The sequence below is a fragment of the Streptomyces adelaidensis genome, assembly GCF_016598475.1.
Classification (GTDB): domain Bacteria; phylum Actinomycetota; class Actinomycetes; order Streptomycetales; family Streptomycetaceae; genus Streptomyces; species Streptomyces adelaidensis.
In genome coordinates, this window is the sequence record NZ_JAEMUX010000016.1 from 1 (window position 1) to 24,306 (window position 24,306).

At 69.6% G+C, this 24,306-nt stretch carries 24 protein-coding genes and 1 pseudogene; 10 read left to right on the top strand and 15 right to left on the bottom strand.

Annotated elements, in window-relative coordinates:
- Positions 1-20: 20 nt before the first annotated feature.
- Entirely contained in the window at positions 21-854 is an 834-nt protein-coding gene (locus tag I8N67_RS11905; protein WP_200302880.1) for a carbon-nitrogen family hydrolase, read from the bottom strand.
- Between the two features lie 231 nt (positions 855-1,085).
- On the opposite strand from I8N67_RS11905, the gene I8N67_RS11910 reads away from it, so the two are divergent.
- Positions 1,086-1,910: a maleylpyruvate isomerase family mycothiol-dependent enzyme gene (locus I8N67_RS11910; RefSeq protein WP_200302881.1), complete on the top strand. Its 825-nt coding sequence runs from the start codon at positions 1,086-1,088 to the stop codon at positions 1,908-1,910.
- Positions 1,911-2,101: 191 nt separating this feature from the next.
- Here I8N67_RS11910 and I8N67_RS11915 read toward each other — a convergent pair whose 3' ends face one another.
- Positions 2,102-3,418: an MFS transporter gene (locus I8N67_RS11915; RefSeq protein ID WP_200302882.1), complete on the bottom strand. Its 1,317-nt coding sequence runs from the start codon at positions 3,416-3,418 to the stop codon at positions 2,102-2,104.
- On the bottom strand, positions 3,415-4,083 hold the full coding sequence (locus tag I8N67_RS11920; RefSeq protein ID WP_200302883.1) for a GntR family transcriptional regulator: 669 nt from the start codon (positions 4,081-4,083) through the stop codon (positions 3,415-3,417). The genes I8N67_RS11915 and I8N67_RS11920 overlap by 4 nt, the downstream gene beginning before the upstream one ends.
- Before the next feature lie 289 nt (positions 4,084-4,372).
- Between I8N67_RS11920 and I8N67_RS11925 the strand changes: the two genes are divergently transcribed.
- A complete protein-coding gene (locus I8N67_RS11925; RefSeq protein ID WP_200303008.1) occupies positions 4,373-5,218 on the top strand; it encodes a D-alanyl-D-alanine carboxypeptidase family protein in 846 nt (281 codons plus the stop codon).
- Positions 5,219-5,285: 67 nt separating this feature from the next.
- Here the strand turns inward: I8N67_RS11925 and I8N67_RS11930 are convergent, their stop codons facing one another.
- Together I8N67_RS11930 and I8N67_RS11935 are read right to left on the bottom strand one after the other, a co-directional pair.
- Positions 5,286-5,474: a DUF397 domain-containing protein gene (locus tag I8N67_RS11930; protein WP_200302884.1), complete on the bottom strand. Its 189-nt coding sequence runs from the start codon at positions 5,472-5,474 to the stop codon at positions 5,286-5,288.
- 6 nt (positions 5,475-5,480) lie between these two features.
- Complete coding sequence (locus I8N67_RS11935; RefSeq protein ID WP_200302885.1) at positions 5,481-6,359, bottom strand: helix-turn-helix domain-containing protein; 879 nt, start codon at positions 6,357-6,359, stop codon at positions 5,481-5,483.
- 259 nt (positions 6,360-6,618) lie between these two features.
- Between I8N67_RS11935 and I8N67_RS11940 the strand changes: the two genes are divergently transcribed.
- From I8N67_RS11940 to I8N67_RS11950, 3 genes are all read left to right on the top strand, one after another.
- A complete protein-coding gene (locus I8N67_RS11940; RefSeq protein ID WP_200302886.1) occupies positions 6,619-7,062 on the top strand; it encodes an ATP-binding protein in 444 nt (147 codons plus the stop codon).
- 64 nt (positions 7,063-7,126) lie between these two features.
- Positions 7,127-7,474, top strand: coding sequence for a hypothetical protein (locus I8N67_RS11945; protein WP_200302887.1), 348 nt, complete (start codon positions 7,127-7,129; stop codon positions 7,472-7,474).
- Entirely contained in the window at positions 7,471-7,725 is a 255-nt protein-coding gene (locus I8N67_RS11950) for a type II toxin-antitoxin system RelE family toxin (protein ID WP_200302888.1), read from the top strand. Before I8N67_RS11945 ends, I8N67_RS11950 begins: the two co-directional genes overlap by 4 nt.
- A gap of 348 nt (positions 7,726-8,073) precedes the next feature.
- Here I8N67_RS11950 and I8N67_RS11955 read toward each other — a convergent pair whose 3' ends face one another.
- Genes I8N67_RS11955 through pdhA form a run of 3 tightly spaced genes read right to left on the bottom strand, consistent with a single transcriptional unit; the run spans position 8,074 to position 11,758 of the window.
- Complete coding sequence (locus I8N67_RS11955; RefSeq protein WP_200302889.1) at positions 8,074-9,519, bottom strand: dihydrolipoamide acetyltransferase family protein; 1,446 nt, start codon at positions 9,517-9,519, stop codon at positions 8,074-8,076.
- Positions 9,520-9,530: 11 nt separating this feature from the next.
- The gene (locus I8N67_RS11960; protein ID WP_200302891.1) at positions 9,531-10,538 is read right to left on the bottom strand and encodes an alpha-ketoacid dehydrogenase subunit beta; all 1,008 of its coding nucleotides are present in this window, start codon (positions 10,536-10,538) and stop codon (positions 9,531-9,533) included.
- Entirely contained in the window at positions 10,535-11,758 is a 1,224-nt protein-coding gene (gene pdhA / locus I8N67_RS11965; protein ID WP_200302893.1) for a pyruvate dehydrogenase (acetyl-transferring) E1 component subunit alpha, read from the bottom strand. Before pdhA ends, I8N67_RS11960 begins: the two co-directional genes overlap by 4 nt.
- A 533-nt stretch (positions 11,759-12,291) precedes the next feature.
- Between pdhA and I8N67_RS11970 the strand changes: the two are divergent.
- Positions 12,292-13,229 (top strand): annotated as a pseudogene (locus I8N67_RS11970) (phosphotransferase).
- A 45-nt stretch (positions 13,230-13,274) separates the two neighbouring features.
- Here the strand turns inward: I8N67_RS11970 and I8N67_RS11975 are convergent.
- Entirely contained in the window at positions 13,275-14,855 is a 1,581-nt protein-coding gene (locus I8N67_RS11975) for a protein kinase domain-containing protein (protein ID WP_200302895.1), read from the bottom strand.
- Positions 14,856-15,320: 465 nt separating this feature from the next.
- On the opposite strand from I8N67_RS11975, the gene I8N67_RS11980 reads away from it, so the two are divergent.
- Positions 15,321-16,967, top strand: a complete 1,647-nt coding sequence (locus I8N67_RS11980) for a protein kinase domain-containing protein (RefSeq protein ID WP_200302897.1) — start codon at positions 15,321-15,323, stop codon at positions 16,965-16,967.
- A 105-nt stretch (positions 16,968-17,072) separates the two neighbouring features.
- Here the strand turns inward: I8N67_RS11980 and I8N67_RS11985 are convergent, their stop codons facing one another.
- The gene (locus I8N67_RS11985; protein ID WP_200303010.1) at positions 17,073-17,615 is read right to left on the bottom strand and encodes a bacterial proteasome activator family protein; all 543 of its coding nucleotides are present in this window, start codon (positions 17,613-17,615) and stop codon (positions 17,073-17,075) included.
- Positions 17,616-17,870: 255 nt separating this feature from the next.
- On the opposite strand from I8N67_RS11985, the gene I8N67_RS11990 reads away from it, so the two are divergent.
- Positions 17,871-18,323, top strand: a complete 453-nt coding sequence (locus tag I8N67_RS11990; protein WP_307835217.1) for a hypothetical protein — start codon at positions 17,871-17,873, stop codon at positions 18,321-18,323.
- A gap of 79 nt (positions 18,324-18,402) precedes the next feature.
- Here I8N67_RS11990 and I8N67_RS11995 read toward each other — a convergent pair whose 3' ends face one another.
- The 5 genes from I8N67_RS11995 to I8N67_RS12005 form a co-directional block, all read right to left on the bottom strand.
- Complete coding sequence (locus tag I8N67_RS11995; protein WP_200302901.1) at positions 18,403-19,422, bottom strand: NAD(P)H-quinone oxidoreductase; 1,020 nt, start codon at positions 19,420-19,422, stop codon at positions 18,403-18,405.
- Positions 19,423-19,489: 67 nt separating this feature from the next.
- Complete coding sequence (locus tag I8N67_RS44895) at positions 19,490-19,615, bottom strand: DUF7848 domain-containing protein (RefSeq protein ID WP_443729040.1); 126 nt, start codon at positions 19,613-19,615, stop codon at positions 19,490-19,492.
- Positions 19,575-19,739 carry a DUF7848 domain-containing protein gene (locus tag I8N67_RS44900; protein WP_443729041.1) on the bottom strand — a complete coding sequence of 55 codons (165 nt, stop codon included), beginning with the start codon at positions 19,737-19,739 and terminating at the stop codon, positions 19,575-19,577. Before I8N67_RS44900 ends, I8N67_RS44895 begins: the two co-directional genes overlap by 41 nt.
- Positions 19,740-20,068: 329 nt before the next feature.
- Positions 20,069-20,791, bottom strand: coding sequence for a response regulator (locus tag I8N67_RS12000; RefSeq protein WP_200302903.1), 723 nt, complete (start codon positions 20,789-20,791; stop codon positions 20,069-20,071).
- Positions 20,788-21,948 carry a sensor histidine kinase gene (locus I8N67_RS12005; RefSeq protein ID WP_200302905.1) on the bottom strand — a complete coding sequence of 387 codons (1,161 nt, stop codon included), beginning with the start codon at positions 21,946-21,948 and terminating at the stop codon, positions 20,788-20,790. Before I8N67_RS12005 ends, I8N67_RS12000 begins: the two co-directional genes overlap by 4 nt.
- A 217-nt stretch (positions 21,949-22,165) precedes the next feature.
- On the opposite strand from I8N67_RS12005, the gene I8N67_RS12010 reads away from it, so the two are divergent.
- Both I8N67_RS12010 and I8N67_RS12015 read left to right on the top strand, forming a co-directional pair.
- Positions 22,166-23,779, top strand: coding sequence for a hypothetical protein (locus tag I8N67_RS12010; RefSeq protein ID WP_200302907.1), 1,614 nt, complete (start codon positions 22,166-22,168; stop codon positions 23,777-23,779).
- Positions 23,776-24,231, top strand: a complete 456-nt coding sequence (locus tag I8N67_RS12015) for a hypothetical protein (protein WP_200302909.1) — start codon at positions 23,776-23,778, stop codon at positions 24,229-24,231. Before I8N67_RS12010 ends, I8N67_RS12015 begins: the two co-directional genes overlap by 4 nt.
- The last annotated feature ends 75 nt before the right edge of the window (positions 24,232-24,306 follow it).

Below are 24,306 nucleotides of genomic sequence, written 5' to 3' on the forward strand. Positions count from 1 at the left end.
GGGGCCGGATGGCCAGGGGGTCAGGGGGCCGGATGGCCAAGGGGCTCCCTCGGCGGCCTCTGACGCGTGGGTGCTTCGAGGCCCAGCCGCCGGTCCTTCAGCGCCGGGAACTGCTCCCGGGTGGTCGCGACCTTCGCCGGGTCGAGATCGACGGTGAGGACCTCCTCGCCGGAGCCCGCCTCCGCCAGGACCTCGCCCCACGGATCGACCACGATCGAGTGACCGGCCTGCGGAACTCCGGCATGCGTACCGGCCGTTCCACACGCGAGGACATACGCCTGGTTCTCGACGGCCCGGGCCTGGGCCAGCAGGGTCCAGTGGGAGCGGCGGCGCTCCGGCCAGCCCGCGCAGAGGACGAACGTCTCGGCGCCGGCGTCGACGAGGCCGCGGAAGAGTTCGGGGAAGCGGAGGTCGTAGCAGGTGGCGACGCCGAGGGTGGTCTCGGGGAGCCGGAGCGTCACCAGCTCGGCGCCCGCGCCCATCAGCACGGCCTCGCCCTTGTCGAAGCCGAAGCGGTGGATCTTGCGGTAGGCGGCGGCGAGGCCGCCGGACGGTGAGAAGACGAGGGAGGTGTTGTAAAGACGTCCATCCGGATCACGCTCAGGGATCGAGCCCGCGTGCAGCCACACGCCCGCGTCGCTCGCCGCCTTGGCCATCGCCTCGTACGTCGGCCCTTGCAGCGGTTCGGCCGCCTCCGCGAAGGATTCGTACGCGAACGCGCCGGTGGTCCAGAGCTCCGGGAGTACGACGAGATCGGCGCCGGTCTGGCCCCGTACCAGCGAGGCCACGCGCCGCCTGCGCGAATCGACCGATTCGTCCTCATCTACGCCGATCTGGATGAGCGAGGCGCGCACACTACCACCGTCCTGGCATTCGAGACGTCCACTCCGGCCTACGATCGTCACACCAAAGCACTGCCGGGGTGCCTCACAGCAGCGTAACTTAACGTCTCAGAACACCCACTGACAGCCGCCGACGCCCACTCACCGCCGTCAACGCCGACGCCCCTACCGAAACCCGCCACCCACATACTGATACGCATCGACCGTACTGACAGGTACCGACCGCCCGAGGGGTCCCGTTCCGTGAGTCTGCATCCCACTCTTCAGCCCTACGCCGACGCCTGGACCCACTCCGTGGACGCGATATCCGAGCTGGTGACGCCGCTCGTGGAGGGTGAGTGGAACCGGCGGACGCCGTGCCCCGCCTGGTCGGTGCGCGATGTGGTCTCCCATGTCATCGGCCTGGACAGCGAGATGCTCGGCGACCCGCGGCCGATCCACACCCTCCCGCGCGACCTCTACCACGTACGGACCGAGCACCAGCGGTACATGGAGATGCAGGTCGACGCCCGCCGCCACCACACGGCGCCGGAGATGACCTCCGAGCTGGAGTACACGATCATCCGCCGCAACCGTCAGCTGCGGAACGAGTCGCGGGACCCCGGTCACAAGATGCGCGGCCCGCTCAGCACGGAGCAGACCCTCGAACAGGCCATGCGGAACCGCGCGTTCGATGTCTGGGTCCACGAGCAGGATCTGCGCGCCGCGCTGGGGCAGCCGGGGAACCTGGACTCGCCGGGCGCGTACGTCGTCCGTGACGAGCTGCTCTCCGTACTGCCGAAGGTCGTCGCCGAGGACGCGCAGGCGCCGCGCAGTTCGGCCGTCGTCGTCGACGTCCACGGCCCCGTGGAGTTCATCCGCACCGTCCGCGTCGACATGCAGGGCCGCGGCTCCCTGGAGACGTCCCCGGCCCTCGGCCCCGCCGCCACCCTCACCCTCGACTGGGAGACCTACGTCCGCCTCGCCTGCGGCCGCGTGAGCGCCGACGCCGTCGCCGACCGCATCAAGGGCGAGGGCGACCCCCACCTGATCGCGACGATCCTGCGCGCCTTCACCGTGACGGTGTGACCGCCCCGGCGGCCAGGGCTCACGGCTCACGGCTCACGGCCAGGCGAACTGATCGAACGCCGGCTACGTCACCCTCCCCACCGGCACGAGCATGGCTCCCGCGGCGTCGCCCACGGCCATGGCCAGGCCCGGCAGCACGGGGATGAGCGGCATGTCGTACAGAGCCCGCCCCCTACGCCGGGCGCGGCCCCTCACGCCGGTACATGCACCGTCTCCACCCGGCTCGCCACCAGCCGTTCGCGTTCGCGGCGGGCCGCGCGGCCTCGTAGGCGGAGGATCTGGCTGAGGCCCAGCGCCTGGAGGACGAAGACGACGGAGAAGGCGGCGCGGTAGTTGTCGTCGGTCGCGTCCAGGAGGACGCCGACCGCGAGCAGGGTGGTCATGGAGGCGACGAAACCGCCCATGTTGGTGATTCCGGAGGCGGTGCCCTGACGCTCCAGCGGGTTCGCCGGGCGGGCGAAGTCGAAGCCGAGCATCGAGGCCGGTCCGCAGGCGCCGAGGACCGTGCACAGCACGATCAGGAGCCACATCGGCGCGTGCTCGCCGGGGTAGACCAGCGTGGTCGCCCAGACCGCCGCCGTCGCGAGGACCGTGCCGAGCGCCAGCGGCAGCCGCGCCGCGTGGTGCCGGGCGACGATCTGGCCGTACACCAGTCCGACGACCATGTTGGAGAGGACGACGAGGGTGAGCAGCTCGCCCGCGGTGCCCCTGCTCAGGCCCTGCGCCTGGACCAGGAACGGCAGCCCCCACAGCAGCAGGAACACCATCGCCGGGAACTGGGTGGTGAAGTGCACCCACATCCCGAGCCGGGTGCCGGGCTCCCGCCAGGACGCGGCGATCTGCCGCCGCACATACGCCGCCCCGTGGTGCGGGAACGGCTCCGGCTCGTGCCCCTCGGGGTGGTCCTTCAGAAACAGCTGGGTCAGTACGAGGACGACGAGCCCGGCGACCGAGCTGCCCGCGAACGCCGCCGTCCAGCCCACCCCGTGCAGCAGCCGGGCCAGCAGCAGCGTCGAGACGAGGTTGCCCGCCATGCCGACCAGCCCCGCGGACTGCGCGATCAGCGGCCCGCGCCGGGCCGGGAACCAGCGGCTGCCCAGCCGCAGCACGCTGATGAACGTCATCGCGTCGCCACAGCCCAGCAGCGCCCGCGAGGCCAGCGCCGTGCCGTACGACGGCGACAGCGCGAAGCCGACCTGGCCGGCCGTGAACAGCAGGATGCCGATGGTCAGCACCTTCTGGGTGCCGAGCCGGTCGACCAGCAGGCCGACGGGTATCTGCATGCCCGCGTAGACCAGCAGCTGGAGTATCGAGAAGGTCGACAGCGCGGAGGCGCCCACATGGAAGCGCTCGGCGGCGTCGAGGCCGGCCACCCCCAGCGACGTACGGAAGATCACGGCGACGAAGTAGACGGAGACGCCGATGCCCCACACGGCGAGGGCACGGCGGCCCCCGGGTGGATCCCCCGGCAGCGACGCCGCGGACGAGGATATGCCGGGGCGGCTCAACGGACCTCCCCCCGCGCCAGGTCGGAGAACCAGCTGACGTGCCGGTGCACCAGGGCCACGGCCGCCTCCGCGTCGCCCGCGCGCAGCGCCCGGAGGATCTCCTCGTGCTCGGTGAGCGTCTTGGTGATGCGGTCGGGGTGGGCGTGCATCACGGCGACGCCCATGCGCAACTGCCGGTCGCGAAGCTGGTCGTAGAGGCGCGAGAGGATCTCGTTTCCGCCGCCGCGGACGATCTCGGCGTGGAAGCAGCGGTCGGTCACCGCGGCGGCCGCCAGGTCCCCGGCGGCCGCCTGCGCCTTCTGCTGCTCCAGGAGGCCCTCCAGGCGCTCGATGAGCTGCGGCGAGGCGGGGACGACCTTGCGGACCGCGTGCTCCTCGACCAGCTGCCGGGTCTCCACCACGTCCGCGATCTCCTGCGCGGAGACGGGCAGGACCAGGGCGCCCTTCTTCGGATAGAGCCTGATCAGCCCCTCGACCTCCAGCCGCAGCAGCGCCTCCCGCACCGGCGTCCGCGACACCCCGACCGCCTCGGCCAGCTCCCCCTCGGTGAGCAGCGTGCCGCCCTCGTAGCGGCGCTCCAGAACACCCCGTTTGACGTGGGCGTAGACACGGTCGGCGGCGGGGGGCTGCTTCACGGCGGGGGCGGGGGCTGGCGCGGAGGGCATGCCCACAGCATAGATACAACACGTACGCATGGCTGCGGACGTCCAGAATCCGGGACAGTCACCCCATCCCGATCCTGTCAGGGAGCTGTCAAATGGACTTGAATTGACCCCCGCCTCACCCACCGCACAACCTTTTGTGCTACTCACTTGTCACACGAGAAGCGGCCCCGCCGTGCCTGCTCGCCGGCGCCCAAGTGGCCGCGCTCCTCAGACATTTGACGCAATCGGGGTACTTGACTTGATTACCGCCATAAAGGGCGCACGTGTCCGCAGGGCCGCCGCGGTCGTCGTGACCACCGGCGCGATGATCGCGACCGGAGTCATCGGCTCCGCACCCGCGCAGGCAGTTACGAAGCCCACGATCACCGCCAAGGGCGGGTTCGTGATGAACAGCGCCAACGGCAAGGCGCTCTTCACCAAGGCCGCTGACACCAAGAGGCTCACCGCCTCCACCACGAAGATCATGACCGCCAAGGTCGTGCTGTCGCAGTCGAATCTGAACCTCGACGCCAAGGTGACGATCAAGAAGGCGTACAGCGACTACATCGTCAAGAACGGCGCCTCGTCGGCCAATCTGATCGTCGGCGACAAGGTCACCGTTCGTCAGCTGCTGTACGGGATGATGCTGAAGTCGGGCTGCGAGGCCGCGATGGCGCTGGCCGACAAGTTCGGTTCCGGCTCGACGGTCTCGGCCCGCACCAAGAACTTCATCGCCAAGATGAACACCACGGCCAAGAGCCTCGGCATGACGAACACGAAGTTCGACTCGTTCGACGGCATCAGCAAGGGCGCGAACGCCTCGACTCCGCGCGACCTCACCAAGCTCGCGCGCAACGTCATGAAGAACGCCACGTTCAAGAAGGTCGTGGCGACGAAGTCGTACACGGCCAAGACCATCACCAAGAGCGGCAGCACCCGCACCATGGCGGCATGGGTGAACACCAACACCCTTCTCGGCTGGAAGGGCACGATCGGCATCAAGACCGGCTCCGGCACCGAGGCCAAGTACTGCCTCGTCTTCTCCGCGACCCGCAGCGGCAAGACGATCGTGGGCACCGTCCTCACCGCCTCCTCGGAGGACAACCGCACGGCGGACGTGAAGAAGCTCATGAACTACGGCTTCGCCACCCTCTAGGCCGCACAGGCCTCCCCAGAGGTACGAGAAGGGGGCCACCGCTCACCGCGGTGGCCCCCTTTGTAGTTCAGTGAGGGCGCCCCACATGCCCCGCGAACGATGCCCAAGCCCTTGGCGTGAGCCGGAGTATCGGCCCGTCGGGGTCCTTGGAGTCTCGGACAACGACGGCGCCGGGTATGTTGCAGGCGACTTCAACGCACTCACCGTGTGCATCGCCGCTGCTGTACGTGGACTTCATGAACTCGAACCCGGGCATGCCCGCCTACACCTCCTTGCGAATGCTGTCGATGAGGCTGAGGGATTCGTGCCGCGCCAGCCCCAACCGGGTGAGGCGATCGAAGATCGCGTTGTGGCGCGTGGCATCAGTCTCACTCTCCAGCCAGACCTTCGTCGAGACGGTGTCCGCCTGCACCAGGTCCAGGGCACCCGGCTCGGCGAAGGAAATCACAGTGAAGGCGCTGGTCATCCCTGGGTGGGCACCCGCGAAGAACGGGACGACCTGTACCCGAACGTTGGGCAGTTGCGCCGCTCCAAGGAGGTGGTCCAACTGGGAGCGCATGACGTCTCGCCCACCGACCAACTGGCGCAGCACGCCCTCGTGCAGCATCGCCCAGAGCTGCAACGGACGCTCACCGGTCAGCCGCGCCTGACGCGCCATCCTCGCCTCGACGAAGGACTCGATCTCACCGGGGTCGTCCCAGGTCCCGTTGCCGACCGCGAGAGCCCGAGCATAGTCCGACGTCTGCAAGAGACCTGGGACAAAGGCGAGCTGCCAAGTACGCAGCTCTGTGGCGATGTCCTCCAGGACGACATACTCCATCTGCGCCTTCAGCTGGGGGTACTGGTTCCACCAACCCTGGACCTTGCGTCGGTCTCGGTCGGCCTTGGCAATGGCCAGCAGCCTCCCGATCACCAACTCGTCGCTCTCGCCGTACAGATGACACAGCGCCCTGACGTCGGGATCCCGCAACGGCACTTGGCCACGCTCGATCTTCGCCACCTTCGTGATGGACGCCGTCAGCGCTTCGGCAGCGTGCACTTGACGCAAGGAGCAAGCCTCACGCATGCGCAGCAGCTCTCCGCCAAGCCTGCGCCCCAGGACGGTTGTGACAGTCCGTCCACGGTCAGGGTTGTTGCCCATGCAGGGATCCTTCCAGCTGAGTGACCCCAGTCTGTAGGTCTGCAAGAGGACCTCACAATCTGGGCAGGGATATTTCTGCCACGTTCGATTGCTGCCAAAGCGGGAGTGACGCTACGGTCGGTATCCGATCGCCCACTCAGCGACACCAGTTGGCGGAAGGCACCGTGCTGCCCAAGCCAGAGCCTGCACGGCAGAGCCACCACCCCCACCCACCTGGCCACCGCCACGGGCACCCGGCAACGCACAAGGAGGTGCGCCCATGACCGATTCCTGCCCTCCCCCCTTCAACCGGCCCAAGGCCTACGATCGCTACGACGCCGCCAGCTACACCCCCACGCCGGGCAACATCCCCGTCGCCCGCAGACACGTCGCCGGGCTCGCCGCCGACTGGGGCCACCCCGGCGCCGCCGGCGACGCGGCGCTACTCGCGAGCGAGCTGTGCACCAACGCCCTGCTGCACGGGTGTCTGCGAGACCGGCTGTTCCGCGTGGAGACGTCCCTGAACGGCAACACGCTGCGCGTCGCCGTCACCGATCCGAGGGGTGAGCGGCTGCCGGAGGCGCGCGGGATCGAAGACACCGATCAGTCCGGGCGGGGGCTGCTCATCGTCCGCGCGCTCGCCGCCCGCTGGGCCGTCGAGAAGCTCACCGTGGGCAAGAGGATCTGGGCGGAGCTGGACGTTCCGGGAGGAGCGGATGCGTAGGCTCCTCGGCCGTCTCCGAAAGTGCCGCGGCGGTACCTTGGCCGCACGGCGAAAGGGGACGCAGATGGCAGCCGAGTGGCAGACCGTGGTGGCAGAGGCTCTGGAAGTCACGGGATTCAACAGCGTGGTCGTCCAGCGCAACGTCGACGGCATCGGAGCCGCCCTGCGACTCGATCACCGGGCCGGCTTCTACGCGGAACTGGGCTCCCTCGCCGACTCCGGCGGCTTCGATGCCTTCCTCAACCACTGGTGGACCCAGGCGCTCGCCGACTCGGCGCCCGACGAGGACGCACGCGAGCGGGCAATCGAGTTCGCCGACGTGACCGTGTCGCTGTACGCGCGATCCACCGGCGGACCCACATCCACCCAAGCCGAAATCGAAGCCCTCGTCGCCGGAGCGGAAGCCCCTTGAGCTACACGATCATCTGGGAGCGAGCCGCTTCCGAAGGCCTCAAGCGGCTCCGGGCGCGCGACGGCGACGCCGTGAAGCCTCTCGTCCAAGCGATCAACGCACTCGCCCGTAATCCCGAACCCGCCACGAGCGGCAAGCTCGGCAACACCAACCTGCGACGCATGCGCGTCGGCGTCTACAGGGCCACGTACGAGATCGACGGTGGAACCGTCTCCGTCAAGATCCTCATGGTCGGCAGCACAGCCGTTTGACCGACAGCAGAACTGGACAGGGCTGTCCCTTCGCGGCGACGAAGGGACAGCCTTCTTCACTTTCGTGTCGTGGTTCAAGTGATCGAAACCCAGCAGTCACCAGGCCGACCCCCGCACACGGCAGGACCCATAAGGCTCTCCTCGGCCACATCCCGGAGTGGCATCGAGAGCGATCTCGGCGAGAGATTCTTGAGACCGTAACTGGAGGTTACGGTCTCAGCGTTCCCGCAGGTCAGGAGTGGTACCGAGACATGAATCTGACGGCTTCCGCGCGTTGAGGCAGAAGGGGCCTGCCGCAAGTCAAGGTTGCGGCAGGCCCCTTCGCGCTGAGCCTATCCAGTCACGCCCTCACGCCCACGTGATCAGCCTCTTCGGCTGCTCCAGGATCGCCGCCACATCCGACAGCACCTTGGAGCCCAGCTCCCCGTCCACCAGCCGGTGGTCGAAGCTCAGCGCCAGGGTCGTCACCTGGCGGGGCTTCACCTTGCCCTTGTGGACCCACGGCTGGAGCCGGATCGTGCCGACGGCGAGGATCGCGGACTCGCCGGGGTTGAGGATCGGCGTGCCGGTGTCGATGCCGAAGACGCCGACGTTGGTGATGGTGACCGTGCCGCCCTGCATCGCGGCGGGCGAGGTCTTGCCGTCCCGCGCCGTGGAGACCAGCTCGCCCAGCGACTCGGCCAGTTGGGGCAGGGTCTTCGCGTGGGCGTCCTTGATGTTCGGGACGATCAGGCCGCGCGGGGTGGCCGCGGCGATGCCCAGGTTCACGTAGTGCTTGACGACGATCTCCTGGGCGGCCTCGTCCCAGGAGGCGTTGATGTCCGGGTTGCGCCGGATCGCCACCAGCAGGGCCTTGGCGATCAGGAGAAGCGGGTTCACCCGCAGCCCCCGCATCTCCTTGTCCTCCTTCAGCTCCTCCACGAGCTTCATCGTGCGGGTCACGTCGACCGTCACGAACTCCGTGACGTGCGGCGCGGTGAACGCCGAGCCGACCATCGCCGCCGCCGTCGCCTTCCGGACACCCTTGACCGGGATACGGGTCTCGCGCGCGCCGTCGTACGACACCGCCGGCGCCGGGGCGACGGCGGGGGCGGCCGGGCCGGGCGCCTCCACCCCGGGAACCCCGGGAACCCCGGGAACCCCGGGAACCCCGGGCTCCGGGGCCTTCGGCGGGGACACCGCCGCGTGGACGTCCTCGCGGGTGATGACGCCGTCCGGGCCGGACGGGGTGACCGTCGCCAGGTCCACGCCGAGGTCCTTGGCCAGCTTGCGCACCGGCGGCTTGGCCAGCGGGCGTCGGCCGACGGAGACCTGCCCGTGCCCATGCCCGTTCAGCTCGCCCTGGATGGCCGTGGCCGCGTACAGGGTGTCCTCGGCCGGCGGGGCCACGGCCCCCTTGCGGGGGCGGCGCTTCGTGGACGACTCGGCGACCCCGTAGCCGACGAGGACCGGCTTGCGGCCCTCGGCGGTCTTCTTGGGTGCGGGCGCGGGCGCCGGCTTGGGCGGCGCCGGCTCCTCCTTGGCGGGAGCAGCCCCCTCGACGGCCACGGCGATGATCGACGTGCCGACGTCGACCGTGGTGCCCTCGGGGAAGCGCAGTTCGCGTACGACACCGTCGTACGGGATGGGCAGTTCGACGGCGGCCTTGGCCGTCTCGACCTCGCAGACGACCTGGCCGTCGGTGACGGTGTCACCGGGCTGGACGTACCACTTGAGGATCTCGGCCTCGGTGAGTCCCTCACCCACGTCGGGCATCTTGAACTCGCGCAGAGACGTGTCTGTCATCGTCGTCACCGACCTCTCCCTCAGTACGCCAGCGAGCGGTCGACGGCGTCGAGCACCCGGTCCAGGTTCGGCAGGTACTCCTCCTCCAGGCGGGCGGGCGGATACGGGGCGTGGTACCCGCCGACGCGGAGGACGGGGGCCTCCAGGTGGTAGAAGCACCGCTCGGTGATGCGGGCGGCGATCTCCGCGCCCGAGCCGAAGAACACCGGGGCCTCATGGACCACGATCAGGCGGCGGGTCTTCTCCACGGACGCCTGGATCGAGTCGAAGTCCAGCGGAGACACCGACCTCAGGTCCAGGACCTCCAGCGCCCTGCCCTCCTCGGCGGCCGCGTCGGCGACCTCCTGGCAGAGCTTCACCATCGGGCCGTACGCGGCGAGGGTGACGTCCGTGCCCTCGCGGACGACACGGGCCTTGTGGAGCGGGCCGGGAATGGCCTCCGGGTCGACCTCGGCCTTGTCCCAGTAGCGCCGCTTCGGCTCGAAGAAGATCACCGGGTCGTCGCTCTGGATGGCCTGCTGCATCATCCAGTAGGCGTCCGACGCGTTCGACGGCGAGACCACCTTCAGGCCCGCCACATGCGCGAACAGCGCTTCCGGGGACTCGGAGTGGTGCTCGACCGCGCCGATGCCGCCGCCGTAGGGGATGCGGACGACGACGGGCATCTTGACCTTGCCCAGCGAGCGGGCGTGCATCTTGGCGAGCTGCGTGACGATCTGGTCGTACGCCGGGAAGACGAATCCGTCGAACTGGATTTCGACCACCGGGCGGTAGCCGCGCAGGGCGAGGCCGATGGCGGTGCCGACGATGCCCGACTCGGCGAGCGGGGTGTCGATGACGCGGTCCTCGCCGAAGTCCTTCTGGAGGCCGTCGGTCACCCGGAACACGCCGCCGAGCTTGCCGACGTCCTCGCCCATGACGAGGACCTTGGGGTCGGTTTCGAGGGCCTTGCGCAGCGATTCGTTGATCGCCTTGGCGAGCGCCAGGTTCTTCACGGCCGGCTGCACGGCCGCTGTCTGCGTGGTCATCGCTCCTGGCCCTCCTCTACGTCCACATCGGCGAACGACTCCTGGTACGCGGCGAACTGGGCGCGCTCCTCGTCCACGAGCGCGTGTCCGTCCGCGTACGCGTTCTCGAAGATGGCGAAGTGGTCCGGGTCCGGCATGGCACGCACCACTTCGCGCACTCGCCTTCCCAACGCCTCGCTCTCCGTTTCGAGTTCCGCGAAGAATCCCTCGTCCGTGTCAGTTTCGGACTCCAGATAACCGCGCAGACGCGCGATCGGGTCCTTCGCCTCCCAGGCCGCCCGCTCGTCGTCGTGGCGGTAGCGGGTCGGGTCGTCGGAGGTGGTGTGGGCGCCCATGCGGTATGTGTACGCCTCCACCAGGGTGGGGCCCTCGCCCCGGCGGGCGCGCTCCAGCGCCCACTTGGTGACCGCGAGGCAGGCGAGGACGTCGTTGCCGTCGACGCGGACGCCCGGGAAGCCGAAGCCCTGGGCGCGCTGGTAGAGCGGGACGCGGGTCTGCTTCTCGGTGGGCTCCGAGATGGCCCACTGGTTGTTCTGGCAGAAGAACACGACGGGCGCGTTGTAGACCGCGGAGAAGGTGAACGCCTCGGCGACGTCGCCCTGGCTGGAGGCGCCGTCACCGAAGTAGGCGATGACGGCCGAGTCGGCGCCGTCCTTGGCGATGCCCATGGCGTAGCCCGTGGCGTGCAGCGTCTGGGAGCCGATGACGATCGTGTAGAGGTGGAAGTTGTTGCTGCTGGGGTCCCAGCCGCCGTTGTTCACACCGCGGAACATGCCGAGCAGGTTGGCCGGGTCGACGCCGCGGCACCAGGCGACGCCGTGCTCGCGGTAGGTCGGGAAGACGTAGTCGTCTTCGCGGGTGGCCCGTCCGGAGCCGATCTGGGCGGCCTCCTGGCCGAGCAGCGAGGCCCACAGGCCCAGCTCGCCTTGGCGCTGCAGGGAAGTGGCCTCGGCGTCGAAGCGGCGGGTCAGCACCATGTCGCGGTACAGGCCGCGCAGCTCGTCGGGGGTGATGTCGGCGACGAACGGGTCGTACTCGGGATTCTTGACGCGCTTGCCCTCGGGCGTCAGCAGCTGAACGAGTTCGGGCCCGGCGTCGGTCGGCTTCTTCGCAGCGGCGCGCTTGGTGCCGGTGGTGCCGGCCGCCCTGCTGCCGGTGGTGCCGGTCTTGCCTGCGGCGCTGCGTCGCGGCTTGCGCGCGGCGGTGCTCTCCACGGTCACGTGTGCTCCTCCGTCGGTCCGGCCCCCGGGGTTGCCGGAGACCAGTGCGGCTCGCCTGATCCCGGAAACCCGTGCACGGGGTGGGTGCCCTTGGCCGGGAACAGACGTGACAGGTGCCCCGGCGAGCGCCCTGCACGAGGCACGTTACCCAGTACGCCACATTCCTGTGAAACCCCTATTGACCTGCGATTTTCCTTGGATTTCCAAGTAATTCGGTACTAGGGGGTCCAAGTAAGTCGCGTCCGTCGGGAACAGCTGCTGGTCACAGCACTGGATTACAGCCTGACAGGGGGCCGGAACACCGGCACGTTATCCCGGCCACCCCGGCCACGGGAAGAGTTCGCCGCGGGCGGGCCGGGAGATCGTGGCCGAGAGTTGCTCCATGCGTGAACCCCGGACATCTGCACGTCGAGCCACAGTTCGGGTCTGCGCACTCTGCGACCGGTAACAACTGTCCGTGACAAGCGACAGGTCAGCGGCTCGACACGTGCCCTAACATCTGGCGCGTGCCGCGCTCATCTGTACCACCCCCTGTGCTCCACGCACCCCCTCTGGGGCCCCTGTTTCAGCAGTACGCCGCTGGTTCGGCACTGACCTGTGAACCCGTCGACGAGGGGCTGCTCAACCGCGGCTACCGGCTCTCCACCACCCGTGGCCGGTACTTCCTCAAGCACCATTTCGACCCCGAGACCGCCGGCCCGGCCGCGATCGTCCGCCAGCACCGGGCCACCCAGCGCCTCGCCGACCTGGGCGTCCCCGTGGCCCCGCCGCCGGCCGGACGCGACGGGCGTACGGTCGCGGTCGTCGGCGGCCACCCCTACGCCCCGCACCCCTGGATCGAGGGCCGGCACCGGCACGGCGGCCGGCTCACCACCGGGCAGTGCGCCCGCCTGGCGGCGCTCCTGGGCCTCGTACACGCGCCCCTGGAGCGGGTGATGCCGGCGCAGGACCCGACGCGGGAGCCGGTGCCGTCGGCTCGGAGGCCGCTGATCCCCGCCCAGCGACAGGCTCGGCGAAGGACGCCCGCCGAGAGCGTGGACCCCGTCGCCACCTTCGCCCTCATCCACGACCTGCTCGACCGGGTACGACGTCATCGGCCGGCCGACGCGTTCGACGCGCTCGCCCGGTATCGGCTGCTGGAGCGGCGAGAGCTGCTGGAACGGCACGCGCGACGGCGGCCGCCGAGGAGCGGCTCGACTGGGACCGGCTCGGCGTGCAGCCGCGCGCGGAGGAGGCCGTCCGGGCGGCGGTGATCTTCTTCGTACGGCCCGTCGGCGCCCTCGACCTGACGAACTCGACCTGACGAAAGTGCGGTCCTACGCGCGTCCCGCCGCGCCGCGGGCGTACGCGCCCTCCGAGCTCGTGGCCGCCGCCCACCGGGTGCGCCGACCCGCAGTTCCCGGCGGCCTCGGGGCTGGTGGTGTGGTGGACGCGGGAGTACGACGCGGTGTGCGAGGCGTTCGCGGAGTGAGCGCGGTGAGTGTGGGGTGAACCGGGCCCGAGGAGGGCCGCCGGGTCACTCCTCGTCGCCCCCGGTGGCGGCACCCGTCAGGCCGCCGGCGTCACTGCCGCTGCCGTCGTCGGGCGTCGGGCTCACCGGAGTCTCCGGATCTTCCTCCGAAGGCGTCGGGTCCGTGGTCGTCGGCTCCTCGTCCGTCGGCTCCTCGGTCGGCTGGCTCTGCGTCGGCGACGGGCTGTAGCTCGGGCTCTGCGAGTACGAGGGGGTGTAGTCGGAGTTGTCGCCCGAACCGGTGCTCTCGTCCGTGGGCTCCTCGGTCGCCTCGTCGCTGGGCGACTCGCTGGGGTCCTTGTCCTTGTTGGACGTCGAGACCGTGGGCGAGGGCGTGGTCCCGGTGTCGCCGTCGTCGCCGCCGCTGTTGTTCAGCGCCAGCGCGACACCCGCCGCGATGGCGACCACCGCGAGGAACGCGAGGATCCACAGCTTGCCGCGGCCGCTGCCCCGGTTGCCGTGCCCCTCGAAGCCGCCGTCGTCCCGGCCACCGCCGCCACCGCCGTACCCGGGCAGGATCGGCTGCGGGATCTGCGAGGTCCCCGGTTCCCCGGGGTGCGGCATGACCGCCGTACCGGACATACCGCCCGGCGGCGTGTGCCTGCCCTCGTGCGTCGTCACGGGCCCGGTGTTCCAGGTGCCGGTGTGGCCGCCCTGGTCGTACAGCATCTGCAGGCCGTACTGGATGAGGCCGCGCATCTCCTCGGCCGTCTGGAAACGGTCGTCCGGCTCCTTGGCGAGGGAGCGCATGACGAGCCCGTCGAGCTCCGGCGGCGCCACCCCCTCGGACACCTCGGAGGGCGGGACCGGGATGTCCTGAACATGCTGGTAGACCACCGACAGCGGCGTCTCGCCGATGAAGGGGGGCCGCAGTGCGAGGAGTTCGTAGAGCAGACAGCCGGTGGCGTACAGGTCGGAGCGGTGGTCTACGGCCTTGCCGAGCGCCTGCTCCGGGGAGAGGTACTGGGGCGTGCCCATGACCATGCCGGTCTGCGTCATCGTCGTGGACGCCCCGTGCAGGGCGCGCGCGATGCCGAAGTCCATCACCTTCACGGCGCCGTTGTGCGTGATGATGACGTTCGCCGGCTTGATGTCGCGGTGCACGATGCCGTGCTGGTGCGAGTACGCCAGCGCCTCAAGGACACCGGAGACGATGATCAGTGCCTGCTCGGGTCCGGGTGCCTCGGCGTTGAGCAGCAGGTCACGGATGGTGCGGCCCTCGACCAGCTCCATGACGATGTACGGCACGGGGGTGCCGTTCACGATGTCCTCGCCGGAGTCGTAGACAGCCACGATGGAGTGGTGGTTGAGACCGGCCACCGCCTGGGCCTCACGCGTGAAGCGGGCCTTGGAAATGGGGTCTTCGGCGAGGTCGGAGCGGAGCAACTTGACCGCGACCGTACGGCCGAGGCGCACGTCCTCGGCCGCGAACACCTCGGCCATACCGCCCCGGCCGAGTCTGTGGGTCATCCGGTACCGACCGTCGCCGACAAGCCCGCCGTTACCCCACAACTCCGGCGCATCTGACATTCCGCCGCCAGTCGCCTCGGGGTCGGACGGGCCCTGAGAGCGCTGCTGCTGTGCCATCAGTCCTCGCCGTCGTTTCTGCCCGCGGTCCGCGCGGTTCTTGTTACGGTCTCCGTCGGCCACGCTACAGCCTTCACGCAAGAGGCCGGTCCGGCTTGGCTGCGCGACCGGCAACGAGGGCTCGCGGCGGATTCAAGGTGGATCCGAGCCGGATCCGCGGTCGATCCAATGCGGATCCAATGCGGATCCAATGCGGATCCAATGCGGATCCGAAGGCCGATCGGCCATGAAACCCGCAGCGCGCGCACTCGTGCAAGTTCTGTGTACCGGGCGTACGCCCCCTGTAACGCTTCCGCGACGCTTCTTTCGCGTACGGTCACGGATCGGGCACCGCGCTTGACGTGTCAGTGCCCTGGGGCAGACTTGGCCGGGAATAGCTCAAAGGATCACCAGCATCATCAGGGATCACCGATCGCGGGAGCCGCACCAGGCGCTTTCGCGCGCGCCGATGGGGGACGCAGGAAGATGAGCCAGGACGCCGCACAGGGCCGGTACGCGGGGCGTTCGCTCGCCGGCGGCCGTTATCAGCTGCGTGACCTGCTCGGTGAGGGCGGAATGGCCTCCGTCCACCTCGCGTACGACTCGGTGCTCGACCGGCAGGTCGCGGTCAAGACGCTGCACACCGAACTCGGCCGTGAACCGGCCTTCCGCGAGCGTTTCCGCCGCGAGGCCCAGGCGGTCGCGAAGCTCACCCACACCAACATCGTCTCGGTCTTCGACACCGGCGAGGACGAGATGGACGGCATGACGACGCCGTACATCGTCATGGAGTACATCGAGGGCAAGCCGCTCGGCTCGGTGCTCGACACTGATGTCCAGCAGCTCGGCGCGATGCCCGCCGACAAGGCGCTGAAGATCACCGCGGATGTGCTGGCCGCCCTGGAGATCAGCCACGAGATGGGCCTGGTCCACCGGGACATCAAGCCGGGCAACGTGATGATGACCAAGCGGTCCGTCGTCAAGGTCATGGACTTCGGCATCGCCCGCGCCATGCAGTCCGGCGTCACCTCCATGACGCAGACCGGCATGGTCGTCGGCACCCCGCAGTACCTCTCGCCCGAGCAGGCGCTCGGCCGTGGCGTGGACGCCCGCTCCGACCTGTACTCGGTCGGCATCATGCTGTTCCAGCTGACCACCGGACGGCTGCCGTTCGAGGCGGACTCGCCGCTGGCCATAGCGTATGCGCACGTCCAGGAGGAGCCGGTCGCTCCCTCCTCGATCAACCGTTCGCTGCCGCCGGCCGTGGACGCCATCATCGCCCGCGCGCTGAAGAAGAACCCGAACGAGCGGTTCCCGAGCGCCGAGACGATGCGCGACGAGTGCCTGCGGGTCGCCGCCTCCCTCCAGCCGGTCGCGCCGAGCATCGTGCCGGGCGTGCAGACGTCCAGCGGCGCAGGCGTCGCCTCCGCGGTCTTCCCGCCGATCGACCAGACGGGCACACCGCAGTCCGGCAGCGTCCAGACGCCGTACCAGCCGCATCCGCAGACGGGCGGGTACGGCCCGCCGACCCCCGCGCCCGCCCCGTCCTACGGCTACCCGCAGCAGGGCGGTTACCAGACGCCGCCGCAGACCGCCGCGTACGCGCCCCAGCAGGGCGCGGCCACCCCGCCGCCGTACAACCTCGCTCCGCAGCAGTCGTCGCTCTCGGCGGGGCGTTCCGGGGACGGGAAGAGCGGCAGGGGTGTCGTGGTGGGCGCGATCCTCGTGTCGCTCGTCGCGATCGGCGGTCTGGTCACGGCGCTCATGCTGAACGGCGGCAGCGAGGACGAGGGCGGCGACACCAACGCGAGCGCGTCGGCCTCGCCGACCGTGGTCGAGGGGCACAAGGGTCCGGACACGTCGAAGGTCGTCGAATCGACCGCGTGCACGGAACCCACGGAGTCGTACAACGACCCCGACAAGATCGAGCTGCCGGACTTCACCTTCAAGAACATCGACTCGGTGAAGAAGTGCCTCCAGGCGGCGGGCTGGCAGTACGACACCCAGGACGTCGACGAGAACACGTACGGCGAGGGCACCGTCATGGAGCAGTACCCCGCCGCCGACGAGGACGTCGACCCCAAGGACATGCCCACGATCATCCTCAAGACGTCGACGGGCGACCCGGCCTGACACCCGGGGCCCTGTGGCCCTGTGGCCCCCTCGGCTTGGCATAGGAAGGGCCCGGCACTTCACGTGCCGGGCCCTCTGTGTACGTACGGGGGGGGTGGCCGGAGGCTAGAGGTACGGGCCTCCCGAGCGGCCGACGGTCCGCGGGTCGTCGTCGTCCTCGTGGCCGCCGACACCGGGCGGAAGGGCGCGGCGCATCTGCTCCAGCTGGGCCCGGGCGGCCATCTGCTGGGCGAACAGCGTCGTCTGGATCCCGTGGAAGAGGCCTTCGAGCCAGCCGACCAGCTGCGCCTGCGCGACCCGCAGTTCCGCGTCGCTGGGGATCGCCTCGTCCGTGAAGGGCAGGGAGAGCCGCTCCAGTTCCTCGACCAGTTCGGGCGCCAGCCCGTCCTCCAGTTCCTTGACCGAGCTGGCGTGGATCTCCTTCAGCCGGGCCCGGCTCGCCTCGTCGAGGGGGGCGAGCCGCACCTCTTCGAGGAGTTGCTTGATCATGCTGCCGATGCGCATGACCTTGGCCGGCTGTTCCACCATCTCCGTCACCGGGACCTCGCGGGAGTCCTCGCCTCCTCCGCCGCCCACCGCCATGCCGTCCTGGCCCACGACCAGGATCTGGGGCTGTTCGGGCGACCGTTCGTTCCTCGGCATCTCCATGCCGCCATTCTCTCGCACGCGTACACCTCATCAGCGTGGTGCCCCCTGCGGAGGGTGATCCGCCGTTTACGTACCACCCGTTCGTGTCACCACCGGGGGGACTTCCCGGTGGTGGGGGAGGTCGGGGAGGTCGGTGGCCGGGGTGGCCGACATGACCGGGGTCCTCGGGGTCCTCGGGGTCCGGCGGGCCGAGATGCCGGGGTGCGGGTGGCGTGTGAGTCTGGGGGCGTGGCTCCTTGGCTCCGCTTGTCGCACGTGACGGGACTGGTCCTCGTCACGGTTCTCCTCGTGGCCGGGCTGCTCGTGGTCCCGGTGGCGGGGGCCGTGCCGTCCGGGTACGCGGCCGAGCCCGACCCCGTGACCTCCCGGGCCGGCAGCCGCGCGGGCGAGGGCCGGGAACGGCCGGGGCGTCACGACGCCGGCTCCCTGGAGGCGGAGGACGAGTACGCCGAGGACGAAGGTGTCGAGGACGAGGGCGACGAGGCTGACGAGGGCGATGCCTACGCGGATCCCGGCGGCCCGGACGCCGGGATCGCCCCCGAGCCGTCGCAGAACGCCGCCCTGCCCGTCCCGGCCGCCCCGCCCGGCCCGGGCGCCGCCACCACCGAGGAGCCCGTACTGCAGGCCCTCGCGCTCGGCACCGGCCTCATACTGATGGGCCTGGGCCTGGGGCTGGCCTTCGTGGGGCTGCGGATACGGCGGGAATGAGCGGGGCGGCCGGGACGGGCAGGACACCCGTACGGCGGGCCCACGGGCCCATGTGGTCTACGTCCCTCATGGCGACGTCCTACGGCACGACCAGGAGCACCTTGCCGATGTGGCCGCTCCCCTCCAGTACCCGGTGGGCCTCGGCCGCGTCGTTCATGGGGATCTCGCGGTCGACGACCGGGCGTACGTGGCCGTCGGCGATCAGCGGCCACACGTGTTCGCGTACGGCGGCGACTATGGCGGTCTTCTCCTCCAGGGGGCGGGCGCGCAGCGAGGTCGCACTGATCGCGGCGCGCTTGGCCAGGAGGGCGCCGATGTTCAGCTCGCCCTTGATGCCGCCCTGCATGCCGATGATCGCGAGGCGGCCGTTGACGGCGAGGACCCGGATGTTGCGGTCGAGGTACTTGGCGCCCATGTTGTCGAGGATGACGTCCGCGCCCTTGCCGTCGGTGGCCTTGCGGACCTCCTCGACGAAGTCCTGCTCGCGGTAGTTGATCAGGATGTCCGCGCCCAGGGCGGCGCACTGTTCGAGCTTCTCCCCGGTGCCCGCGGTGACGGCGACCTTCGCGCCGACGGCCTTGGCGAGCTGGATGGCCATGGTGCCGATGCCGCTGGAGCCGCCGTGCACGAGGAGGGTCTCGCCGGGGCGCAGGTGGGCGATCATGAAGACGTTGGAGCTTGTGAAGTCTCCCCCACCGACTCCGAAGAGGTTGGACCAGACCGTACAGACCGCTTCCGGCAGTGCCGCGGCGGTCGCAAGGTCCACCCCCTTCGGAATGGGAAGCACCTGACCAGCGGGAACGGTGACCTTCTCGGCGTACCCGCCACCAGACAGCAGAGCGCACACCTCATCGCCAACGGCCCAGCCACCGACGCCGGGTCCAACGGCAGCGATACGGCCGGAGCACTCCAAGCCGGGGTACAGAGATGTACCGGGGGGCGGGTCGTAGAAGCCCTGCCGCTGGAGAATGTCGGCACGGTTCACGGCGCTTGCCGCTACGTCGATGAGGACTTCCCCGTTCCCGGGCACGGGGTCCGGCACGTCCGCCCACTTGAGCACTTCGGGGCCGCCTGGCTGCGTAATGGTGACTGCCTTCATGGGGCCCGACGCTACTCCTGCCACGCATGAGCCTCGTTTTCCGCCCTCAGCGAGCCGGGGCGTCGGGCTACCGCCACGCTCCGGGAACGAACCGGTACGGGCGGGTGATCACTTCCCCGTACCCAAGATGAGCCGGGTTGCCCTTCAGATGGTCAGCGGCCCACGCCGTACCGTCCTCGGCCTTGCCGCTCATCTCGGCTCATGGCCGTGCAGCCGGTTGCCCCGCACCGCATGTGAAACGTCGTCGGCTCAGCGTCCGGCCGCCCGATGTCCGGCCGTAGCACGTGCTCGCGGAACCCGTACGTTGCGCGCCTCATGCGGTCCGCCTCCGTACGCGGTCCGGGTGCCGGTTGATCAACACGTGGTGATCGCTGACCGTGCTGTGGTCACCGGCCTCCCGCGCCGCTTCCTGTTCGCTCCTCGGCCGCTCACACTCCAGGGCCCTCCCTTGCGTTGAGGGCCCCACCCCCGGCAGGGGAAGCGACCGGCGGGACGTGACGGTGGGCGCCCGCGGGTCGGTGCGCCCGTCGAGGTGTTCGCTTTCGGCGTGTACGCCGAGTTGGTCAACCACCGCTTCCTGAGGACTCGGGTCCGGGTTGCGGTCCCCGTCATGTCAGTCCGCCCGCGGACGGTCCATGTGGTCGGCTCACCTGGAAGGGCGACGGCCCCTGCGGTTGCGCCGGTCCGTTTTCTCGTGTGCGGTCGGCGGGTCGGGAGGCGGTGCCATGAGTCGGTGGGAAGCCGCGTATATGACGGCCTGAGTGCGGTCGCGCAGCCCCAGCTTCGCCAGGATCCGGGACACGTGCGTCTTGACCGTCTCGTCGCCGATACCCAGGCTGCGGGCGATCTCCGTGTTGCTGTATGCCTGGGCCACCAGCATGAGGACTTCACGCTCGCGAGCCGTCAACCTGTCGAGCCCGGTGGGGGATGCGGGCGGGGCGATGCTGTCGGCGAAGCGGGAGATGAGACGGCGGGTGACCGATGGATCGATGATGGCATCGCCTCTGGCGGCAATGTGGATGGCCGCGATCGTCTCTTCGGGAGGGACGCTCTTCAGGAGGAACCCGCTGACTCCCATATTGAGGGCGCTGTAGACGTAGCGGTCGTCGTCGTAGGTGGTGAGGACGATGACTTTCGTGGTGTTGCCCGGCCTGCCGAGGATGCGTTCCGCCGCACGAAGTCCGTCCAGCCGAGGCATACGGATGTCCAGAATGGCGACGTCAGGCGTCAGCCTGATGACCTCGTCCAAGGCCGCCTGGCCGTCGGCCACTTCCGCGACACAGCACAGGTCGTCCTGGGTATCGAGGGCCGCTCTCAGTCCCGAGCGGAACATGGCGTGATCGTCGGCCAGGAGAATACGCAGACTCATGTGCCATCCATGGAGAAGGTGACGGATGTCTTCCAGTCGGCTCCGCCGTTCACGGGTCCATACGAGGCGAAGCCACTGAACATACTCGCTCGGCTGCTGATGCCCTCCAGACCACGGCGCGGAGAGTCCTCCACGAGCCGCTTCGACGCGGCTATGGGGTTGATCGCGATGACGCTGACGCACGGAGTTTCGTAGCAGATGGTGATGTCCACACGGCCGTTGCCGTGGCGCAGGGCATTGGTCAGCATCTCCTGCACGACGCGGTAGACGGCGATGTCCAAGGACCCTTCCAGCTCCAGTCGTGCGCCTTGAACGCTGATGTTCGCCTCAAGGCCGGCGGCGGACACGACGTGGATCAGTTCGTCGAGGTTGCCCAACCCCGGTTGCCGGGCGCCCTCCACGGGGCTGTCGTGCAGGAAGTCCAGCAGGCGGCGCAGGTCGAGGAGGGCCGCACGGCTGGAGGTCTCCACCGCTGCCAGCGCCGTCGACACCGGCGAGGCCTTCTGCCCGGAGAGTCCCAGCCGGGCTGCCCCGGCATGCACCCCGATGGCGCTCACATGATGCGCGATGACGTCGTGGAGATCCCGGGCGATGGCACTGCGGTCGTCGGCGATGGCATCCGCGAGCTCTTGCCGGGCACTCTCCCGCTCCCGGGAAGCCCGCTGTTCCAGTTCGGCGATGTGCGCGCCGCGAGCCGTGGTGTAGCGGCCGACCAGCCAGGCGAGCAAAGCCTCCTTCACCGTGCCCAGCAGAACGGTGCGCCAATCGGTGATGTCGGTTGATCCGCCGAGTGTCCTGGCCCCGATGGACCCCGCGACCAGGAACAGGAGAGCCAGCACGGCCGGTCGGCCGTTCAGCCAGGCCCCCGCGCGATAGGCCGCTATGAGCATTCCGGCGTCGTTGAGGTCTCGCCCTGGGGTACCGCCGGACAGGAGCAGCGCACCGGCCACGGCCAGCGCCGCGTGGGCGAACGCCACGACTCCGGAGAGGCGGGCCGAACTCGCCAACGCCGCATCCACCAGGACGACTCCGGCCAACAGGCACCAGAAGGGCAGGGCGGGATTCACGTGCACACCCGCGTAGTAGAAAGTGAGGGTGTCCGCGAGCAGGCAGAACCCCGCCACAAGGACGGACTGCCGGGTGAGGGACCCACTCATGTCCCGAATCTGAACCAACACGGCCCCCATCGTGCACGAGCCCAGCGGAAAAACATTCCTGCCCCCGGGGGAGGTCGTGTCCCCCGGGCGGGGGACATGCCGTAACCCGAATGCGTGACGACACCGCATGGGGGCTGTTTCTACTGTCTGCCGCGTGAACGAGAACGCACCCCCCACAGCGGTTCGCCACAGATTCACCGGTCTCAAGTGTCTTGGCATGACGTGTGTGACACGCGTGCTGGTGGCCGTGCTCTGTGTCCTTGGTCTGTCCGTCACCGCGGGCCCCTCCGCGTGGGCGGACTCCGCGGCCGGGGGTGACCTGCAGGTGGCGCAGACACTCGGCGACCGCGACCTGACCATCATTCTGCGGCGGGTCACCGGTCTGCCCGGCCCGCTGCAAGTGGATGTGCTCACCCATCAAGGCACTGCGGCGGGCACCCTGCGTCTGGGCACCGTTCCCACAGGTGCGTCGGCGGATCCTGCGGAAGGTTCCTCGGTGGGGACCATCACCAGTAGCGCCTCGGTCAGTCTCGGCAGCACGCCGGGGTCCTACGGCGTCGCCCTCGACATCGATCGAGCCGGGCCCTGGGAGCTTGTCGTCGATGACGGGTCCCGCAAGGCGCGGATCCCCTTCGTGGTGCCGGGCCAGACCACGTCCCCGCCGGAACTCGCGGTGTTCGGCGGTTTCGTCACCGCTGGTGTGCTCATGCTGGTGACGCTGTTCGTCGCTGTGCGGGCCCGCCGCGGCGCCTGGGTGGTGCTGCCGGCCGGAGGTGTCGTGGCCGCGCTCGCGACAGCCGTCACCGCCGCGCTGCTGTCCGCCTCTCTGCCGATGCCGCCGGAGCCGGGCAGCCAGGTGGATGCCACGAACGACAACGTCAACGATCCCTACGCGGTCGTCCGGCCGGTGAGCAATGACTACTCCCGGCCGCCCGCCTCAGTGGAGTTGGGGCCGTACACGGCGAAGGCGGCAGAACGGGGCACGCTCCGGCTGAGCGTGACCGACGGCTCCACCGGCCTGCCCGCGGACGATCTCATCGTCCACGACGGTGCTCTGATGCATCTGCTGGTCATCGGACCGACCGGCCAGCTGTGGCACCTGCACCCCATACGTACCGCGCCCGGCGCCTACGAGGTCCAAATGCGGCTGCCCGTTGCCGGTCACTACGCCGTGTCCGCGGAGTTGGCCCGCCGCGGTGGTGGGGTCCAGCATGTGCGCTCGGCGACCGGTCTGACCGTCGGCGACGGCTCCCCACGCGGCGACGCCCCGGCCACGCCCGCCGAACTCACCCCGCAGGGGCCGGGAACGCGGACGGTCGACGGTGTACCGGTGCGCCTGTCGGCGTCCTCTCCCACGGCGGGAGCGGCGAGCACCCTGACCGCGCGCGTCGGCGACACACCGACGCTTCAGCCCTGGCTCGGAATGATCGGCCACATGATCGTGGTCGGGCCGCTCGACAAGGCGGACGCGACCAGCGCGACGCGTATGGGCCAGGCCGCCCAGGATGCCCCCGTCTGGGCTCACGCGCACTCCATGGGCGGCGACATGAGCGACCACTCCGAACACGGTGCGGGACAGGCTTCGGATAGCGGTGGGGGCGACGCGGAAGACGGAAGCGGGACGAGCACGGACGCGATGAGCGGCCTTATGCCACTCAACGGCGACAGTCCTGCGGACGAGACCGTGGCTGCCTATGGACCGGACGTCTCCTTCGTCTACACCTTCTCCGCCCCCGGCTACTACCGCGTGTGGATCCAGGCCGAGCGCGACAGCACCGTCCTGACCATCCCTTATCTCCTGCACGTGTCGCCGGCGGGAGGAGTGCGGTGAACGCCCTCAGCACTTCCGGCAACCCGACGGTCCGGTTTCTTCGTGCGGGCGCCGCGGTCCTGCTGGCGGTGTGCCTCGCTCTGGCAGCCGTCGCGTTCCTTCCCTCCTGGACGGACGACGCCGTTTCACTGACCGGGGGCAACGCCACCGATGAAGTGACACTGACCGTGGCCCGGCCCCGCAGCGGCACGACGGACGTCGACATCCGCCTGACCTCGCGCCAGGGGGAACGCCGACGGGAAGGGGACGGAGGCTCGCCCACCGTCACACTGCAGGCCGTGCTGCCCACCCACGGACACGCGACGCCCGCGGCACCCGCACAGGTTCACAGCCCGGGCAACTACTCCACAACCCTCCACCTGATGATGCCGGGGCGCTGGACCTTCCACGTCAACGTCGACTACGGCACGCGCAGCGACCAGTTCGAATTCCCCCTGGTGATCTCCGGCTGACCAACCGACCGCGCGACGACGTCAGTAACCGCTCATGCACGGCCAGGAGAAAGGCATATCCATTGAGTACAGCAC

What these genes read in the sequence shown, in the direction of transcription:
- I8N67_RS12005 (WP_200302905.1), bottom strand. Translation starts at nt 21,948, where the DNA reads ATGAGTGGGTCCCTCACCCGGCAGTCCGTCCTTGTGGCGGGGTTCTGC.
- I8N67_RS11935 (WP_200302885.1), bottom strand. Translation starts at nt 6,359, where the DNA reads ATGGGCAACAACCCTGACCGTGGACGGACTGTCACAACCGTCCTGGGG.
- I8N67_RS11920 (WP_200302883.1), bottom strand. Translation starts at nt 4,083, where the DNA reads ATGCCCTCCGCGCCAGCCCCCGCCCCCGCCGTGAAGCAGCCCCCCGCC.
- I8N67_RS11960 (WP_200302891.1), bottom strand. Translation starts at nt 10,538, where the DNA reads ATGACCACGCAGACAGCGGCCGTGCAGCCGGCCGTGAAGAACCTGGCG.
- I8N67_RS11995 (WP_200302901.1), bottom strand. Translation starts at nt 19,422, where the DNA reads ATGAAGGCAGTCACCATTACGCAGCCAGGCGGCCCCGAAGTGCTCAAG.
- I8N67_RS12000 (WP_200302903.1), bottom strand. Translation starts at nt 20,791, where the DNA reads ATGAGTCTGCGTATTCTCCTGGCCGACGATCACGCCATGTTCCGCTCG.
- I8N67_RS44895 (WP_443729040.1), bottom strand. Translation starts at nt 19,615, where the DNA reads ATGAGCGGCAAGGCCGAGGACGGTACGGCGTGGGCCGCTGACCATCTG.
- I8N67_RS11930 (WP_200302884.1), bottom strand. Translation starts at nt 5,474, where the DNA reads ATGCCCGGGTTCGAGTTCATGAAGTCCACGTACAGCAGCGGCGATGCA.
- I8N67_RS11985 (WP_200303010.1), bottom strand. Translation starts at nt 17,615, where the DNA reads ATGGAGATGCCGAGGAACGAACGGTCGCCCGAACAGCCCCAGATCCTG.
- I8N67_RS11945 (WP_200302887.1), top strand. Translation starts at nt 7,127, where the DNA reads ATGGCAGCCGAGTGGCAGACCGTGGTGGCAGAGGCTCTGGAAGTCACG.
- I8N67_RS44900 (WP_443729041.1), bottom strand. Translation starts at nt 19,739, where the DNA reads ATGAGGCGCGCAACGTACGGGTTCCGCGAGCACGTGCTACGGCCGGAC.
- I8N67_RS11940 (WP_200302886.1), top strand. Translation starts at nt 6,619, where the DNA reads ATGACCGATTCCTGCCCTCCCCCCTTCAACCGGCCCAAGGCCTACGAT.
- I8N67_RS11980 (WP_200302897.1), top strand. Translation starts at nt 15,321, where the DNA reads ATGAGCCAGGACGCCGCACAGGGCCGGTACGCGGGGCGTTCGCTCGCC.
- I8N67_RS11975 (WP_200302895.1), bottom strand. Translation starts at nt 14,855, where the DNA reads ATGGCACAGCAGCAGCGCTCTCAGGGCCCGTCCGACCCCGAGGCGACT.
- I8N67_RS12010 (WP_200302907.1), top strand. Translation starts at nt 22,166, where the DNA reads ATGACGTGTGTGACACGCGTGCTGGTGGCCGTGCTCTGTGTCCTTGGT.